Source organism: Ewingella sp. C233, from assembly GCF_055407225.1.
The window spans coordinates 1,708,395-1,725,074 of sequence record NZ_JBUZRI010000001.1; the positions used below are offsets into that span (position 1 = coordinate 1,708,395).

At 53.9% G+C, this 16,680-nt stretch carries 15 protein-coding genes, 1 pseudogene and 1 other annotated feature; of the genes and pseudogenes, 10 read left to right on the top strand and 6 right to left on the bottom strand.

The features are described from left to right. Positions 1-48: 48 nt before the first annotated feature. Positions 49-1,092, bottom strand: a complete 1,044-nt coding sequence (gene sohB / locus ACZRKO_RS07695; protein WP_463736622.1) for a protease SohB — start codon at positions 1,090-1,092, stop codon at positions 49-51. 366 nt (positions 1,093-1,458) lie between these two features. Between sohB and ACZRKO_RS07700 the strand changes: the two genes are divergently transcribed. Next, on the top strand, positions 1,459-2,220 hold the full coding sequence (locus tag ACZRKO_RS07700; protein ID WP_463736623.1) for a YciK family oxidoreductase: 762 nt from the start codon (positions 1,459-1,461) through the stop codon (positions 2,218-2,220). 9 nt (positions 2,221-2,229) lie between these two features. After that, entirely contained in the window at positions 2,230-2,835 is a 606-nt protein-coding gene (gene cobO, locus ACZRKO_RS07705) for a cob(I)yrinic acid a,c-diamide adenosyltransferase (protein WP_463736624.1), read from the top strand. A gap of 36 nt (positions 2,836-2,871) precedes the next feature. Here cobO and ACZRKO_RS07710 read toward each other — a convergent pair whose 3' ends face one another. From ACZRKO_RS07710 to rnm, 4 genes are all read right to left on the bottom strand, one after another. Further along, positions 2,872-3,471, bottom strand: a complete 600-nt coding sequence (locus ACZRKO_RS07710) for a histidine phosphatase family protein (protein WP_463736625.1) — start codon at positions 3,469-3,471, stop codon at positions 2,872-2,874. A 119-nt stretch (positions 3,472-3,590) separates the two neighbouring features. Further along, positions 3,591-4,457, bottom strand: coding sequence for a 23S rRNA pseudouridine(2605) synthase RluB (gene rluB, locus ACZRKO_RS07715; RefSeq protein ID WP_463737504.1), 867 nt, complete (start codon positions 4,455-4,457; stop codon positions 3,591-3,593). Between the two features lie 827 nt (positions 4,458-5,284). Further along, positions 5,285-5,905, bottom strand: coding sequence for an L-threonylcarbamoyladenylate synthase (locus ACZRKO_RS07720; protein ID WP_463736626.1), 621 nt, complete (start codon positions 5,903-5,905; stop codon positions 5,285-5,287). A 15-nt stretch (positions 5,906-5,920) separates the two neighbouring features. Continuing rightward, on the bottom strand, positions 5,921-6,826 hold the full coding sequence (gene rnm, locus ACZRKO_RS07725; RefSeq protein ID WP_463736627.1) for an RNase RNM: 906 nt from the start codon (positions 6,824-6,826) through the stop codon (positions 5,921-5,923). 281 nt (positions 6,827-7,107) lie between these two features. After that, positions 7,108-7,208 (top strand) — a sequence feature (Trp leader region). 42 nt (positions 7,209-7,250) lie between these two features. Between rnm and ACZRKO_RS07730 the strand changes: the two genes are divergently transcribed. The 6 genes and pseudogenes from ACZRKO_RS07730 to ACZRKO_RS07755 all read left to right on the top strand — a co-directional run bounded on the left by ACZRKO_RS07730 (position 7,251) and on the right by ACZRKO_RS07755 (position 14,372). After that, positions 7,251-8,813 (top strand): anthranilate synthase component 1, encoded by a 1,563-nt coding sequence (locus ACZRKO_RS07730; protein WP_463736628.1) that lies wholly within the window; start codon positions 7,251-7,253, stop codon positions 8,811-8,813. A 1-nt stretch (position 8,814) separates the two neighbouring features. Beyond that, a pseudogene (gene trpD, locus ACZRKO_RS07735) lies at positions 8,815-10,422 on the top strand (bifunctional anthranilate synthase glutamate amidotransferase component TrpG/anthranilate phosphoribosyltransferase TrpD). A gap of 3 nt (positions 10,423-10,425) precedes the next feature. Further along, entirely contained in the window at positions 10,426-11,790 is a 1,365-nt protein-coding gene (gene trpCF, locus ACZRKO_RS07740) for a bifunctional indole-3-glycerol-phosphate synthase TrpC/phosphoribosylanthranilate isomerase TrpF (protein ID WP_463736629.1), read from the top strand. Positions 11,791-11,836: 46 nt separating this feature from the next. After that, the gene (gene trpB / locus ACZRKO_RS07745) at positions 11,837-13,027 is read left to right on the top strand and encodes a tryptophan synthase subunit beta (protein ID WP_463736630.1); all 1,191 of its coding nucleotides are present in this window, start codon (positions 11,837-11,839) and stop codon (positions 13,025-13,027) included. Continuing rightward, positions 13,027-13,833 (top strand): tryptophan synthase subunit alpha, encoded by an 807-nt coding sequence (trpA, locus tag ACZRKO_RS07750; RefSeq protein ID WP_463736631.1) that lies wholly within the window; start codon positions 13,027-13,029, stop codon positions 13,831-13,833. The genes trpB and trpA overlap by 1 nt, the downstream gene beginning before the upstream one ends. Before the next feature lie 224 nt (positions 13,834-14,057). Beyond that, entirely contained in the window at positions 14,058-14,372 is a 315-nt protein-coding gene (locus ACZRKO_RS07755) for a BON domain-containing protein (RefSeq protein WP_140471614.1), read from the top strand. Positions 14,373-14,444: 72 nt separating this feature from the next. Here the strand turns inward: ACZRKO_RS07755 and ompW are convergent, their stop codons facing one another. Then, positions 14,445-15,077 (bottom strand): outer membrane protein OmpW, encoded by a 633-nt coding sequence (gene ompW / locus ACZRKO_RS07760; RefSeq protein ID WP_463736632.1) that lies wholly within the window; start codon positions 15,075-15,077, stop codon positions 14,445-14,447. A 288-nt stretch (positions 15,078-15,365) separates the two neighbouring features. Here ompW and ACZRKO_RS07765 point away from each other — a divergent pair, with 288 nt between their 5' ends. After that, positions 15,366-15,743 (top strand): YkgJ family cysteine cluster protein, encoded by a 378-nt coding sequence (locus ACZRKO_RS07765; protein WP_463736633.1) that lies wholly within the window; start codon positions 15,366-15,368, stop codon positions 15,741-15,743. Positions 15,744-15,869: 126 nt separating this feature from the next. Continuing rightward, positions 15,870-16,622, top strand: coding sequence for a YciC family protein (locus tag ACZRKO_RS07770; protein ID WP_463736634.1), 753 nt, complete (start codon positions 15,870-15,872; stop codon positions 16,620-16,622). Positions 16,623-16,680 lie beyond the last annotated feature (58 nt).

The following is a 16,680-nucleotide window of genomic DNA, read 5'->3' on the forward strand; positions in this document are numbered from 1 at the left end:
GGGGATCCCTCAGGACAATTGTCCCTTTTTTCATTTATAGAGCAGTTTTCAGAGCAAGGGTTTTTGGCTACGTTGCAACCAGCGCAGAAACAGTCGGTCTGCACTTTCTGCCGCACTGCCGGTAAACCTATCCATCATGCGTTTACGGCGGCTATAACGCACTGCAATCACTTCATGGTTTTTCATCTCAGCAATTAATAAATCATCACTGGTGCCGATGGCATCAATCAGCCCTTTTTCCCGCGCCTGAGTGCCAAACCAGTGCTCACCGGTAGCAACGCTGTCGATGTCCAGCGAAGGCCGGTGTTGATGCACAAACTCTTTAAACAGCACGTGGGTTTCGTTGAGGTCTTCGCGGAATTTCTCGCGCCCTTCCTCAGTATTTTCACCGAACAACGTCAGGGTGCGTTTGAACTCTCCGGCAGTATGCAATTCAACATCAATGTCGTTCTTTTTCAGTAAACGACTGAAGTTAGGGATCTGCGCAACAACGCCGATCGACCCGATGATGGCAAACGGTGCCGCCACAATCCGGTCTGCCACGCATGCCATCATGTAGCCGCCACTGGCGGCGACTTTGTCCACCGCGACGGTCAGACGAATCCCCCCCTGTCGCAAACGTGCCAGCTGTGAAGATGCCAGGCCATAGCCGTGCACCACGCCGCCGGGGCTTTCCAGACGCAGCAGCACTTCATCTTCCGGTGTTGCTACCGCCAGTACGGCCGAGATCTCTTCGCGCAGCGACGTGACTTCATGGGCATCCATGCTGCCTTTGAAGTCCAGTACATACAGGCAGGGTTTACTTTTGGTCACGCCGGTTTTGGCCTGAGATTTTTTCTGTTTCGCTTCCGCCTTTTCCTGCTTTTTAAAGGCTTTATTACTTAGCTTTTGTTCGCTTGGGTTAAGGCGTGCAGTGCGCATTTCTCGCTGCATTTCGCGGTACTGTTCCCCCAGGTCCACCAGATGAAGTTCACCTTTTCCCTGCGATTTACGCTGTCTGAGCCCAACAACCAGAATCACTAACGCCCCGATGGCGATAACCACGGTGACAACTTTGGCCAGAAACAGACCATAAAGAGATAATAAATCCACACATACCGCCTTTTACACTGTGGTAATAAGATGCTGCTTATTCTAGACAATTGGCGTCAGAACGTCTTGCCGGAATGTGTCGGCGGCCAGAAGATTATCGCCGTGATTCCTTGCCCTTCCCTCTGATGACAGGCAAAAAGGGATGCAGCGATGTTCCATTTTTGTTACAAAAGAATCCGTAAACGATGGGTTAATCGTTGAAACAAAGGTTTATTTCAGGCATATAACCCAGTATTCATCCGTGTGATGACGAAACTTTAGCCAAAGCGCCCTCGGTTGCAGACCCTAGTGTTCCCGCAGGGGCGTTTTGTTCCGACGTGTGACGCAAAATGGCGCCACATTTCGAATCAGGTAAAAGGAAATCCCGTGCATTATCATCCAAAATCCGATCTTCTTAACCACCGTATTATTCTGGTCACCGGCGCGGGTGACGGCATCGGTCGTGAAGCCGCGCTGACTTATGCGCGTTTTGGCGCAAAGTTGATTTTACTGGGCCGCACCGAAAGCAAACTGGCGAAAGTACAGGAAGAGATTGCCCAGCGCGGCTACCATCCGGCGGATATTTATACTCTGGATTTACTCACCGCAAGCCAGCACGACTGCCAGCATGTGGCAGAACAGATTGCACGGTGGGTGCCGCATCTGGACGGCGTGTTGCATAATGCAGGTCTGCTCAGTGAAATTACTCCGATGGCGGAAATCAAGCTTGAAGACTGGAACAACGTGATGCAGGTTAACGTCAACGCGACCTTCATGCTGACGCAGGCGTTGTTGCCTCTGTTGCTAAAATCCCCAAGCTCTTCACTGGTCTTTACTACTTCAAGCGTAGGTCGCGAAGGCCGCAGCGGCTGGGGGGCTTATGCCGTGTCAAAATTCGCGACCGAGGGCATGATGCAGGTGCTGGCCGAAGAATATAAACACACCAACTTGCGCGTTAACTGCATCAATCCGGGCGGAACACGCACGAGTATGCGGGCATCTGCATTCCCCGATGAGAAAAGCGAAAAGCTTAAAGCACCGGCCGATATCATGCCGCTGTACCTCTATTTAATGGGCGATGACAGCCGCCGTAAAACCGGCACCAGCTTTGATGCCCAGCCCGGCCGCAAAGCCGGACCGGCGGAATAAGGCCAGATAATGACCGAAGAAAACAGCAGTAATGATCGCCATAAACAGCGCCAGCAGCGGCTTAAAGAGCAGGTCGATGCGCGCATTGAAGCGGCGCAGGAACGCCGCGGGATCTTGATCGTTTTCACTGGCAACGGAAAAGGTAAAACCACGGCGGCATTTGGGACAGTTACCCGCGCCGTGGGTCACGGTCAGCGCGCAGGTGTTATCCAGTTCATCAAAGGCGAATGGCCGAACGGTGAGAAAAATCTGCTGGAGCCGCACGGCGTAGAGTTTCAGGTGATGGCAACCGGCTTTACCTGGGAGACGCAGAACAAAGAGACCGATACGACGGCCTGTCAGAGCGTCTGGCAACACGGAAAGCGTATGCTGGCCGATACTTCGCTGGATCTGGTGGTGCTTGATGAACTGACGTACATGGTCAGTTTCGGCTATCTGGATTTGGCCGAAGTGATAAACGCATTAAAAGCGCGTCCTGCCCACCAGACCGTCATTATTACCGGCCGTGGCTGCCACCGTGATTTGCTCGAACTGGCCGATACTGTAAGCGAACTGCGTCCGGTCAAACATGCTTTTGACGCTGGTATTATGGCGCAACAGGGCATCGATTGGTAAACCGGCGCCCTGCACGTTCATGTTAACTTCAGTCATTCACAGAGTGCCGCTGTCATTGAGACGCTGAATCACACAGGAGCCGTTAGTGAGTTCAATCTCAGTGACGCAACCCTGTTTAAACGGGAAACGCCACATATCGGCAGGCGCCAGTTTCAGCATCATCGCCAGCATCAGGCTTAGCGAGCCCTCATGGGCGACGATGGCCAGACGGCTCTCCGGCGGCATCAGATAGAGCTGACGCATAGCCTGGCGGATACGCTGGGTGAATGCCGCAAACGACTCCCCCTGCGGTACCTGTGCCGCCTGCCAGTCCTGACACCATAAATCGTAGCCCGGTGCATCAGAGGCAAGCAGGTCACGGTGGTGACGCAACTCCCACTCGCCAAAACACATCTCCCGCAACAGCGGCTGAACCTGCAACGCGGTGTCACGCCCTGCCGCTATGGCTTCTGCCGTCATGCGGCTGCGGATGAGATCGGTGTGAATGATGGCGTCGAGCGGTATGGAAACCAGCTGTTGCGCCACATGCTGCGTCTGAATCACACCGTGTGATGTCAGCGCCACATCACTACTGCCACAAAATACGCCATCCACATTGGCCTCAGTCTGACCATGTCGAACCAGATATAATCTCATGTCGTTTCCATCCGCATTATCTTCCTGGCTGCTGTATAATAAACAGGGCAAAAAAAACCGCAGTCACAGACCGCGGTTTATCAGAACAGCACTACGCTAACAGCATTATGATGGTCAGGTTATCCGTTACGCTTTGACGGCGTACCGCTGCGTCGCGCGGGAGCAACCTGGGTATGACGCTTCACGGCGCGACGGATCTGGTTGGCTTTCACACGACGACGGTCACGTTCTACCGGCATCTTGCTGACGGTTTCTTCGTTCATCTCTACCAGCGTACGCAGGTAGTTAATTTCCGGCAGATCCAGCTCTTTATAGCCGCCGCGAGGCAAGCCTTTAGGCAGATTCAGATCACCGTAACGAACACGGATCAGACGGCTAACCTGAACACCAACGGCTTCCCACAACCGGCGAACTTCGCGGTTACGGCCTTCGGTCAGCGTAACGTTATACCACTGGTTCAAACCTTCGCCGCCCTGATACTTGATGCTGCGGAAGGCGGCAGGGCCGTCTTCGAGCTGCACACCACGGCTCAGCTGTTTGATTTTCTCGTCGTCAATCTGGCCGAATACGCGTACAGCATATTCGCGCTCAACTTCACGGCTTGGGTGCATCAGGCGGTTTGCCAGCTCACCGTCGGTAGTGAACAGCAGCAGGCCGGAGGTGTTGACGTCAAGACGACCCACCGCCACCCAGCGTGAACCACGCATTTTTGGCAGACGGTCAAATACGGTCGGACGGCCTTCTGGATCACTGCGGGTACACAACTCACCTTCCGGCTTGTAGTACGCCAGCACGCGGCAGACGGTGTCTTGCGATTCGATGATTGACAGAACGTGACCGTCGAGACGAATTTTCGTTCCGGCGACCATTTCTACACGATCACCTAAAGAAGCAATTTTGCCGTCAACGCTGATACGGCCAGCCTGCAGCATCGCTTCGACTTCACGGCGTGAACCGTGGCCCGCACGGGCCAGGATTTTTTGCAGCTTTTCGCTCTGACCTTCAGTGCTGTCGAGGGCGTTTTTTGGCTTCTCGTATTTCGGCTCGTCGTCTTCTGGCGCATCAACGTCATTTTTCAACACAGCGGAGGCCGGTTTTGGCTTGGCGCTGCGGGCTTTGTCGGGACGCGCTTTATCGTTACGATCCGGACGACCACCTTCCGGACGGGCTTTACCGTTACGATCCGAGCGACCGCCTTCTGGACGGGCTTTATCGTTACGATCTGAGCGACCGCCTTCTGAGCGGGCTTTATCGTTACGATCTGAGCGACCGCCTTCCGGGCGGGCTTTACCCGTACGTGGTTTTTCGATACGGGAATCACTGCGCGCAGAATCAGGACGGGCTTTATCGGTGCGTGATTTGTCATTACGTGACTTATCGGTACGCGCCTTATCAGTTTGGGGCTTTTCGCCGCGCTTTTCAGCACGCGTTGGTTCAGGACGGCCTTTGGCTGCGCCTGAATTTCTGCCGTTTTTAGGTTTGTCAGTGGCCGAACGGCCCGGTTTGGATCTGTCGCTTGTATGCTTCTGGGAATTATACTTCTCGCTCATTGAGCAGCCTCATTTGTCGCCTTCACAGGCGTCGGGGAGAGCCGGCAGCACGATGTGACCCATCGTCTGCCCGCCAGAATTAGTATCAGTTCAGTACTTATGAATAAGTCAGCGGCTGTTGCGGAATTCCTGTGCGATACAGGGAGTACTTCACGTCGCGAAAACAGCATCACTCATCAAAACAATGACTTATGAAAAGTCAGCCCGCCATTATACACAATCGCACTCTTTTTGTATCTATCTGCGGGCTAATTTATATACCATTAAAGGAAAGGCGTTGGGTCGCCCGCGCCTTCGCGAACCACTTCTGGCGCAGATTCGGTCAGATCCACCACGGTGGTCGGCTGCTGGCCGATGGTGCCGCCGTGGATGATCAAATCCACCAGCTTGCCCAGGTTGTCCTTGATATCGTCAGGGTCGGATTCGGCAAAATCATTACCGGGCAACATCAGGGTCGTGGACATCAGCGGTTCGCCGAGTACGTCGAGCAACGCCAGTGCGATAGGATTTGACGGTACGCGCAGACCGATGGTTTTGCGTTTTTCACTCATCAGACGGCGCGGCACTTCTTTGGTCGCTTTCAGAATGAAAGTGTAATTGCCCGGCGTATTGTTTTTGATCAGACGAAACGCGGTGTTATCCACATAGGCGTAGGTCGACAGCTCAGAGAGATCGCGGCAGACCAGCGTGAAGTTATGGTTACCGTCCAGCTGACGGATGCGGCAAATGCGCTCCATCGCGTTTTTATCTTCCAGACGACAGCCCAGTGCGTAACCGGAATCGGTCGGGTACACAATAACGGCGCCTTTACGCAAAATATCCACTGCCTGATTGATCAGACGCGGCTGCGGGTTCTCGGGGTGAATATAGAAAAATTGACTCATAATTCCCTTCTTAACTCATTGGGTAATGGGGGCAATGCGTGTGGGTTCCGCCCACCCTTTCCACACCGGTTCGACACCGGCGGGAAGCCACAGTTTACGCCCCAGTTCTATCCAGGAGCAGGGTTGATGAAAGTCAGAACCCTGCGATGCCAGTAAATTATAGTCTCTTGCAAAGGCGGCGAGCTGGCTTCGTTCATTGGGTGCTTGCTGGCATTGGGCGACTTCCATTGCATCCCCGCCCTGTTCGGCAAAAAATGCCAGCAGCCGTTTTAGCCATTTGGTTGACAGCCCATAGCGTCCAGGATGGGCCACAACAGCCTGACCGCCGGACAGATGAATGGCGTCAACTGCTTGTTCTATTGTACACCAGTGTGGCGGCACGTAGCCGGTCTTGCCCTTGGCGAGGTACTTTTTGAAGACCTGTGCGATATTGTCGCATTTACCTATTTCCACCAGATAACGGGCAAAGTGTGCACGGGTAACTGCCCCGCCCTGCGCCAGCCGCAGTGCGCCTTCCCAGGCACCGGTTATCAGGGCTTTCTCCAGCCGGCGTCCCATTTCCTGCGCACGTTCGACACGCAGGGCTGCTTGTGAAGCCAGTAAGGTTTGCATCGCATGATGTCGGGGATCAATGCCCAGACCAACAATGTGAATTTCGTGATTTTCCCACAATGTGGAGATCTCAACGCCGCTGATAAGCTGTAATGGAAGATGGTGCTCAGCAATGGCCTGCGCCGCCCGTGCCAGCCCGTCCGTCGTGTCATGGTCAGTGATGGCCAGTACGCCCACCCGCATTTCTACTGCACGGGCGACCAGTGCTTCAGGCGACAAATATCCGTCAGAGGCCGTGGTATGGCTGTGCAGATCATAGAGTGTGAAGGCGGTGCTGGGTTCTGGAATGTCGGTGGCGATTGAAGTCATAAAAGTAATAGTGGTTAAACCGGTTGCTGAAAGCGGCAGTTATCATAACCCGTTAACCGCCTTCGGGTTAACCCTATCTCCCCTGACGACGCTTGTATGCCACGGGCAAAGGCCGGTATCGCGAGGGTTTCAATCTTCTGACTCATCAAGAAAGATGCAAAAGAGAGTTGACTAACGCCTCGCGAACTAGTTTACTAGTACGCAAGTTCACGGAGTAACGTGATTACCATTTTTATAACGACGAAGGGTATCTGATGATGAACATTTCAATGATTTCTGTACTCAGCTGGTGGCGCCACTTCCCTTCGCGGGCGGTGTGATCACGCATAGCTGTTAACAGACATGCAGATACCCGAAGCCCGCTGATTGCGGGCTTTTTTATGGCCGTCTTCTTATCCCTTTGGTAGAAATTTCAGGAAGCAACATGACTATTCAACGACCTCGATTAGAACTGCTGACCGCACAAGGAAGTTACCGTGGTGACCCGACGGCCATCTTCCACCAGCTTTGTGGTGCACGCCCTGCGACCTTGTTACTGGAGTCGGCGGAGATCACCAGCAAACAGAACCTGAAAAGCCTGCTGGTAATTGACAGTGCGCTGCGCATTACCGCGCTTGGCAATAAAGTGTCCGTGCAGGCGCTGACCGCCAACGGGGCATCACTGTTGCCGTTGATGGATGCCGCACTGCCCGCCGATGTCCATAACGATGTGCGACCTAACGGCCGCGAACTGACTTTCCCGGCTATCGACCAGATGCAGGAAGAGGACGCCCGTTTGCGTTCACGTTCCGTGTTTGATGCGCTGCGCAGCATTCTGGATCTGGTAGAAACGCCAGAAGAAGAGCGCGAGGCCATCCTGCTCGGTGGCCTGTTTGCTTACGATTTAGTCGCTGGATTTGAAGATTTACCGCAACTTCGTGCCGACCAACGCTGTCCTGATTTCTGTTTCTATCTGTCAGAAACATTACTGGTTCTCGATCACCAGAACCGCAGCAGCCGTTTACAGGCTAGCCTGTTTACGCCGGACAGCGAGGAAAAACAGCGTCTGCATGCCCGCCTCGAACAGCTGCAACATCAACTGCAATTGCCGCCACACGCCATTCCGCATCAGGATGTGACGGACATGAAGCTCAGCGTTAATCAGAGTGACGAAGAGTTTGGCGCCGTGGTTGAGCAGATGAAAGAAGGCATCCGTGCCGGAGAAATTTTCCAGGTTGTACCTTCGCGCCGTTTCTCCCTGCCTTGCCCTGCGCCGCTGGCAGCTTACGAAACGCTGAAAAACAACAATCCAAGCCCGTACATGTTCTTCATGCAGGACAACGATTTCACCCTGTTCGGTGCCTCGCCGGAAAGCGCACTGAAATATGACGCCACCAACCGCCAGATTGAGATCTACCCGATTGCCGGTACCCGCCCGCGCGGCCGCCGTGCAGACGGCTCTCTGGATCGCGATCTCGACAGCCGCATCGAACTGGAAATGCGTACTGACCACAAAGAGCTGGCCGAGCACCTGATGCTGGTCGATTTGGCGCGCAATGATCTGGCGCGTATATGTGAGCCGGGCAGCCGCTATGTCGCTGACCTGACCAAAGTTGACCGTTATTCCTTCGTGATGCATCTGGTTTCCCGCGTGGTCGGGACTCTGCGTGCAGATCTCGACGTACTGCACGCCTACCAGGCAGTCATGAACATGGGCACGCTGACCGGTGCGCCGAAAGTCCGTGCCATGCAGTTGATTGCCGGTTCTGAAAAAAGCCGTCGTGGCAGCTACGGTGGCGCGGTGGGTTACTTCACCGCCCAGGGTGATCTCGATACCTGCATTGTTATCCGCTCGGCCTATGTAGAAGACGGCATTGCCACCGTTCAGGCTGGCGGCGGCGTGGTTCTGGACTCTGTTCCGCAAGCCGAAGCTGACGAAACCCGCAATAAAGCCCGTGCCGTGCTGCGTGCCATCGCCACTGCCCACAATGCCAAAGAGGTATTTTAAGATGGCCGATATTTTACTGATTGATAACGTGGATTCGTTCACCTACAACCTGGTGGATCAGCTGCGCTCCAGCGGCCATAACGTGGTGATTTACCGCAACCAGATCCCAGCTGACGTGATCCTCGAAAAACTGAGCCTGCTGGAAAAACCGGTGCTGATGCTCTCCCCCGGCCCCGGCACGCCGTCAGAAGCGGGCTGTATGCCTGAACTGCTGAAGCGTCTGCGCGGCCAGTTGCCGATTATCGGCATCTGTCTGGGACACCAGGCCATTGTGGAAGCCTACGGCGGATATGTCGGACAGGCCGGTGAGATCCTGCACGGTAAAGCTTCCTCTATTACGCATGACAACGAAGGCATGTTCGCCGGGATGAATAACCCGTTACCGGTTGCGCGTTACCACTCGCTGGTTGGTAGCCAGATCCCTGAAGGGCTGACGGTTAACGCGCGCTATGGCGATATGGTGATGGCCGTACGTCACAATAAAGATCGCGTTTGCGGCTTCCAGTTCCATCCTGAATCCATTTTAACGTCTCAGGGCGCCCGTCTGTTAGAGCAGACGCTGGCCTGGGCTTTGGCATAAGACGAGGTGCTGACAATGAAAACTCAAACAATTTCCGGCATCCTCGAAAACCTGTACTGCGCTCAGGTGATGACGCAGGAAGAGAGCCAGCAGTTATTTACCGCCATCGTGAAGGGCGAACTGGAGCCTGCGCAATTAGCGGCGGCCTTAATTAGCATGAAAGTGCGCGGCGAACAACCGGCAGAAATCGCCGGTGCAGCACAGGCGCTGTTGGCCCACGCGGAGCCGTTCCCTCGTCCTGATTATCAGTTCGCGGACATTGTCGGCACCGGTGGTGACGGCACTAACAGCATCAATATTTCGACCGCCAGCGCCTTTGTTGCTGCGGCCTGCGGCGTCCGCGTCGCCAAACACGGCAACCGCAGCGTTTCAAGCCGTTCCGGTTCCTCCGATTTACTGGCAGCTTTTGGAATTCAACTGGATATGCCTGCGGAACAGTCCCGCGCGGCGCTGGATGATTTAGGCATCTGCTTCCTGTTCGCGCCGCAGTATCACACGGGTTTTCGCCACGCGATGCCGGTACGTAAATCGCTGAAAACCCGCACGCTGTTCAACGTGCTGGGCCCGCTGATTAACCCGGCACGTCCGCCGCTGGCATTGATTGGGGTTTACAGCCCAGAACTGGTACGCCCGATTGCTGAAACGCTGCGCACCCTCGGTTATGAGCGTGCGGCAGTGGTTCACGGCGGCGGGATGGATGAAGTGGCGATCCACGCACCGACTCAGGTTGCCGAGCTGAATAAGGGTGAAATCACTACCTATGAACTGACACCACAGGACTTCGGGCTGGACAATTATCCTGTCGAAGCGCTGCTGGGCGGCGAGCCGGAAGAAAACCGTGACATTCTGGCACGCTTATTACAAGGTAAAGGAGAACCGGCCCATGAGGCCGCAGTGGCCGCCAATGTGGCGATGTTATTGCGCCTTTTCGGTCAGGAAAATTTAAAGCAAAACGCACAGCAGGCTTTGGAAGTAATACGCAGCGGCGCAGCATTCCAGCGTGTTACCGCATTGGCAGCAAGAGGATAAGTGATGCAGCAGGAAACCGTGCTCCACAAGATTGTCCGCGATAAAGCAGTTTGGGTCGCGGCACGTAAAGAACAGCAACCCCTGGCCAGCTTTCAAAACGAAATCAAACCCAGCCAGCGCAATTTCTATGAAGCCCTGAGAGGGACAAAAACGGTCTTCATTCTTGAATGTAAAAAGGCCTCACCGTCCAAGGGCACCATCCGCGATAACTTTGATCCGGTAGAAATCGCCGGTGTCTATAAAAACTACGCCTCGGCTATTTCAGTATTAACCGATGAGAAGTATTTTCAGGGCAGTTTCGATTTCCTGCCTCTGGTGAGCAACGCCGTGACGCAGCCGGTGCTGTGTAAAGATTTTATCATCGACCCTTACCAGATCCATCTGGCACGTTTTTATCAGGCCGATGCAATTTTGCTGATGCTGTCTGTACTTGATGACGAACAGTATGTGCAACTGGCCGCCGTGGCTCACAGCCTGAATATGGGCGTGCTGACCGAAGCCAGTAATGAAGAAGAACTGGAACGCGCCGTTGGGCTGAAAGCCAAAGTGGTCGGCATCAATAACCGTGACCTGCGTGACCTCTCTATCGACTTAGATCGTACCCGCCAGCTGGCGCCGCGCGTGCCGCACGGTGTGACGGTGATCAGCGAGTCGGGCATCAATAATTATGCGCAAATCCGTGAGCTGAGCCGCTTTGCCAATGGTTTCCTGATTGGCAGCGCGCTGATGTCAGAAGCCGATCTGACCGGCGCAGTCCGCCGCGTGATGCTGGGTGATAATAAAGTGTGTGGCCTCACCCGCCCGCAGGACGCCGCCGTTGCCCATGATGCCGGAGCGATTTACGGCGGCCTAATTTTTGTCGGGGCTTCGCCACGCCATGTGAGTGTTGAGCAGGCGAAAGAAGTTCAGGCTGGCGCGCCGCTGAAATACGTCGGCGTATTCCGTGATGAAACGCCAGACCGCGTGGCCGAAATTGCCAGATCATTGCAGCTTTCAGCCGTACAGCTGCATGGCGATGAGGATCAGGCTTATATCGATACCCTGCGCCCGCTCTTGCCAGAACCGTGCAAGATTTGGAAAGCGCTGAGCGTCAAAGAGGTCATGCCTGCGCGTGAACTGACTCAGGTTGATCGTTACGTACTCGATAACGGCAAAGGCGGCACCGGTCAGAGTTTCGACTGGAGCAAGCTGGCCGGACAAGATCTCAGCAACGTGTTACTTGCGGGCGGGCTGCGGGCTGACAACATTGTCGATGCCGCACAGCTTGGTTGCGCGGGGCTGGATTTTAACTCCGGCGTTGAGCGTGAACCAGGCATTAAAGATGCCGATAAAATAACGGCCGTATTCCAGACATTGCGGGCTTACTGATTTTCACCCGCGATGACGCAAAAATTGACAGACAGGATGGAATAATATGACTTTACTTAATCCCTACTTCGGCGAATTTGGCGGCCAGTATGTTCCGCAAATTCTGATGCCCGCGCTGGTTCAGCTGGAAGAAGCTTTTGTCAGCGCACAGCGTGACCCGGAGTTTCAGGCTGAATTTATTGACCTGCTGAAAAACTATGCCGGTCGTCCTACGGCCCTGACGTTGTGTAAAAACCTGACCGCGGGTACCAAAACCAAGCTGTACCTCAAGCGTGAAGATTTGCTGCACGGCGGCGCGCACAAGACCAACCAGGTATTGGGTCAGGCTCTGCTGGCCAAGCGTATGGGTAAAACTGAAATTATTGCCGAAACCGGTGCCGGTCAGCATGGCGTGGCCTCCGCCCTCGCCTGCGCCCTGCTCGGCCTGAAATGCCGCATCTATATGGGCGCCAAAGATATTGAGCGTCAGTCACCGAACGTGTTCCGTATGCGTCTGATGGGCGCAGAAGTGATCCCGGTACACAGTGGTTCTTCCACGTTGAAAGATGCTTGTAACGAAGCGCTGCGTGACTGGTCTGGCAGCTATGAGACCGCACACTATATGCTTGGCACCGCCGCAGGCCCGCACCCGTACCCGACCATCGTGCGTGAATTCCAGCGCATGATCGGCGAAGAGACCAAAGTCCAGATGCAAGAGCGCGAAGGCTGCCTGCCTGACGCGGTGATCGCCTGCGTCGGCGGCGGCTCCAACGCCATCGGTATGTTTGCCGATTTCATTGACGATACCAGCGTGAAGCTGATCGGCGTTGAGCCGGGCGGTCTGGGTATCGAAACCGGACAACACGGTGCTCCGCTGAAACACGGCCACGTAGGCATCTACTTCGGCATGAAAGCCCCGATGATGCAAACGTCTGAAGGCCAGATCGAAGAATCCTATTCAATCTCCGCTGGTCTGGATTTCCCGTCCGTCGGCCCGCAGCACGCCTATCTCAACAGCATTGGCCGTGCGGAATATGTGTCGATAACCGATGACGAAGCACTGGAAGCATTTAAGGAATTGTCCCGTCACGAAGGGATTATCCCTGCGCTCGAGTCTTCCCATGCGCTGGCCTACGCGCTAAAACTTATCAAGGAAACACCGCAAAAAGAACAAATTCTGGTGGTGAATCTTTCTGGCCGTGGTGACAAAGATATTTTCACCGTACATGACATCCTGACTGCCCGGGGAGAGATTTAATGGAACGTTATCAGCAATTATTTAAGCGTCTGGAAAGCAAAAAAGAAGGCGCCTTCGTTCCTTTCGTCACGCTCGGCGATCCCGGTGTTGAACTTTCGTTATCGATTATCGATACGCTGATTGAAGCCGGTGCCGACGCGCTTGAACTGGGCATTCCGTTCTCTGATCCGCTGGCCGACGGCCCAACGATTCAGAACGCTAACCTGCGTGCCTTCGCCGCCGGTGTGACGCCAACGCAGTGCTTCAATATGCTGGCGCGCATCCGTGAAAAACACCCGGACATCCCGATTGGCCTGCTGATGTATGCGAATCTGGTGTTCCATAACGGCATTGATACGTTCTACCAACGCTGCGCCGACGTGGGTGTGGATTCCGTTCTGGTCGCCGATGTGCCTTATGAAGAGTCTGCACCCTTCCGCGCCGCGGCGATGCGCCACGGCATAGCACCCATCTTCATTTGCCCGCCAAATGCCAGTGACGATTTGTTGCGGGAAATTTCATCCCATGGCCGCGGATACACCTATTTGCTGTCCCGCGCAGGCGTAACCGGTACAGAAAAACGGGCTTTGACACCGCTGACTCATCTGGTCAATAAGTTGCGTGAATATAACGCAGCACCACCGTTGCAGGGTTTCGGTATTTCAGAACCCGCACAGGTAAAAGAAACGCTGGCAGCCGGCGCTGCCGGGGCGATCTCCGGATCGGCCACCGTGCGCATCATCGAGAACAATGTGCATCAGCCGTCTGAAATGCTGGCGCAGCTTTCACGTTTCGTCAGTGAAATGAAAGCCGCTACCCGCGCCTGATTCGGCTTTCCCTCCTGACCGACGCCTTATTTGCTCATGCAGATAAGGCGTTGTTTATTGTGATGAGTTGACTTCTTTTTACCGTTTTACATTTGTATATCCTCTCTCCATACACCACACTTAGACTACCCGCAGGATCCCTTTCATTTTTATGGTTGCCGCGCGGGGAATGTGCGTTATTAATCATTAGATGGTGAGTTTCAACCTAGCATGGAGAGTTATTTATGAAGCTATTCAAGACATTGTCGGCATTTTGCATGGCAGCTGTTGTCGTCATGGCGGTAGCCGCTTGTGCGCCAACCAAGAAATCAGAAGGCACCGGCGGTTATATCGATGACACTGTTGTGACCACCAAAGTTAAATCTGCTTTGCTGGCTGACAAAACCATCGCATCGCGTGAAATCAGTGTCGAAACCTTTAAAGGTCGCGTTCAACTGAGCGGCTTCGTGACCTCAACGGCGGATGCAAACCGTGCGGTCGAAGTGACGCGTGGTGTAGCGGGTGTGAAATCCATCGAGAACGATATGCGTCTTAAATAAGACGTTGTCGTGATGTGAAAAAGTGAAGAGGCGTCAATAGCGCCTCTTTTTTATGCTGCTCAGGTTATTTATTTAGAAACGATAGCCGACAGCAAACATAAACACGAACGGGTCGATACGCGTGCTGATCGTCTGGTCTTCGCCACCGGCTTTGAATTTCACATCAGTGTCGATATCCATCCACCAGACAGACATGTTGATCAGCCAGTTGTTGTCAAGATTGTAATCAAGCCCCGCCTGTGTTGCCACGCCCCAGGAGTCTTTCAGGCTGAGATCAGACAGCCCGGCATCGCGTCCCGTCTGGTTAAAATCCGCATCGAAGAAAGTGGTGTAGTTAATCCCTAACCCGACATAAGGACGCAATTTATCCTGACGATCGCCAAAATAATATTGCGCCATCAATGAAGGGGGCAATTGCTTAACTTCGGCAATCGTACCTGTGCTGTCTAGCCCGACTTTGTGTTTGAAGGGCGACGCACCCAGCAATTCCATACCGATGTTGTCGGTAAACATATAGCCGAGAGTGAGTCCCAGCTCCGTGTTGTTATCAATGTTGAATGATCCCAACCCCAGGACGTTGTCTGATCCCCCCGTCGGACGAACCGTCGCGGTCCCTACACGAAAAATAATATCCCCTGCCTGATTCGCACTGGCAATTGTCGGCATGGCTGCCGCTGCGATTAATGCCCAATATGCTGCTTTCATTATCCCTTTCCTTTGTGTGGATTCATAATCCGCATGAATATACCTACTCTTGGGTATGCCTTGATCCGAGCGGGATCACATCTTTAAATGATTTATTAAGAAATTGCATCTTATGCAAAGTAATCTAAATCATTAAAAAGGAAGAAATTGATCCACATCAATAACGGGTGTTTCTTCCGTGTTCGCAAAGTGAACAAATAGTGATTGCTTAAAAAGTTGCGGCTGCGTAGCGTGCATGGTCAATGTGGATTTTGGTTTGATGCTGTAAGGAGTCGGCAGTTTTCCTGAATGAGCGAAATTAACAATCCGTGTATCTCCTGTGGCGCGTGCTGCGCCTATTTCCGCGTTTCCTTTTATTGGGCTGAATCAGCAGAAGCTGGCGGGGTTGTTCCTCAGGCTTTGACCGAACAGGTCACCCCTTTTCTAAGTTGTATGCAGGGGACCAACAGTAAATCCCCACGCTGTGTTGCGCTGGAAGGCGAAATTGGTCAGTCAGTCTCTTGCTCCATTTACCTTAACCGCCCGACGCCTTGCCATGAGTTTGATCCGTCAGGGCTAAACGGCGTGAGCAATGAGGCCTGTGACCGCGCACGCGCACAATACGGTCTTCCTCCTGTGAATCTCACTCTCCCGCTGTCTATTTTCGCAACGGTTGCCGCAGTATGATTCAGCGGTTGATCAGGCGGATCGATAAGAAATCAGTCAGATATCATTGCCGGGGTGCCACCGTGCAACATTACAGGGTACAATCCCCGCCTGATTGTCTTTCGATTATTTTGCCAAGGAGCGTTCATGCCTATCACGGCCGGTGCGTTGTACCGTGACAGTTTCAACTTTATGCGTAACCAGCTGACCAGCATTCTGCTGCTGGCCCTGCTGACTGCATTTATTACCGTCATTTTGAATCAACTCTTAATCCCTGGTGGCGACCAGCTGAGCCTGCTCAGCGCGACAAGTGATGACCTGTCAGGCACGACAGGCATGAGCTTGCAGGAACTTATTCAGACGATGTCACCCGAACAGCAAATGGTGCTGCTCAGGGTGTCTGGCGCGGCGACTTTCTCTGCGCTGGTCGGCAATGTGCTGCTGGTCGGTGGGATGTTGACGCTGATTCAAATGGTGTCAAATGGTATGTCCACCAGCGCGCTGCGCGCTATCGGCGCCTCTGCGCCCGTTCTTCCACGTTTGCTGGGCCTGATACTGGTCTGTACGCTGCTGATTCAGCTGGGCCTGACGCTGTTTGTCGTCCCCGGCGTGCTGATTGCCGTGGCCGTTTCTATGTCGCCGGTCATCAGTTGCACGGAAAAAATGGGCGTATTTAAGTCCATTAAAGTCAGCGGTAAGCTGGCCTTTGCCAATGCCCGCTTAGTCTTTCCGGCAATCATGTTTTGGCTGGCTGCAAAAATGCTGGTCCTGCTGGCGGTAAGCCATCTGACCATCCTGCCAACCATGGCCGCGACGGTCGTGATGAGTACATTGAGCAATATGATTTCAGCGCTGCTGCTGATTTATCTGTTCCGTCTCTACTCCAAACTGCGCGTCTGAATATCACGAGCAGTCATTGAAAGGGTGCTCTGGCGCCCTTTTCTTTTGTCCGTGAAAC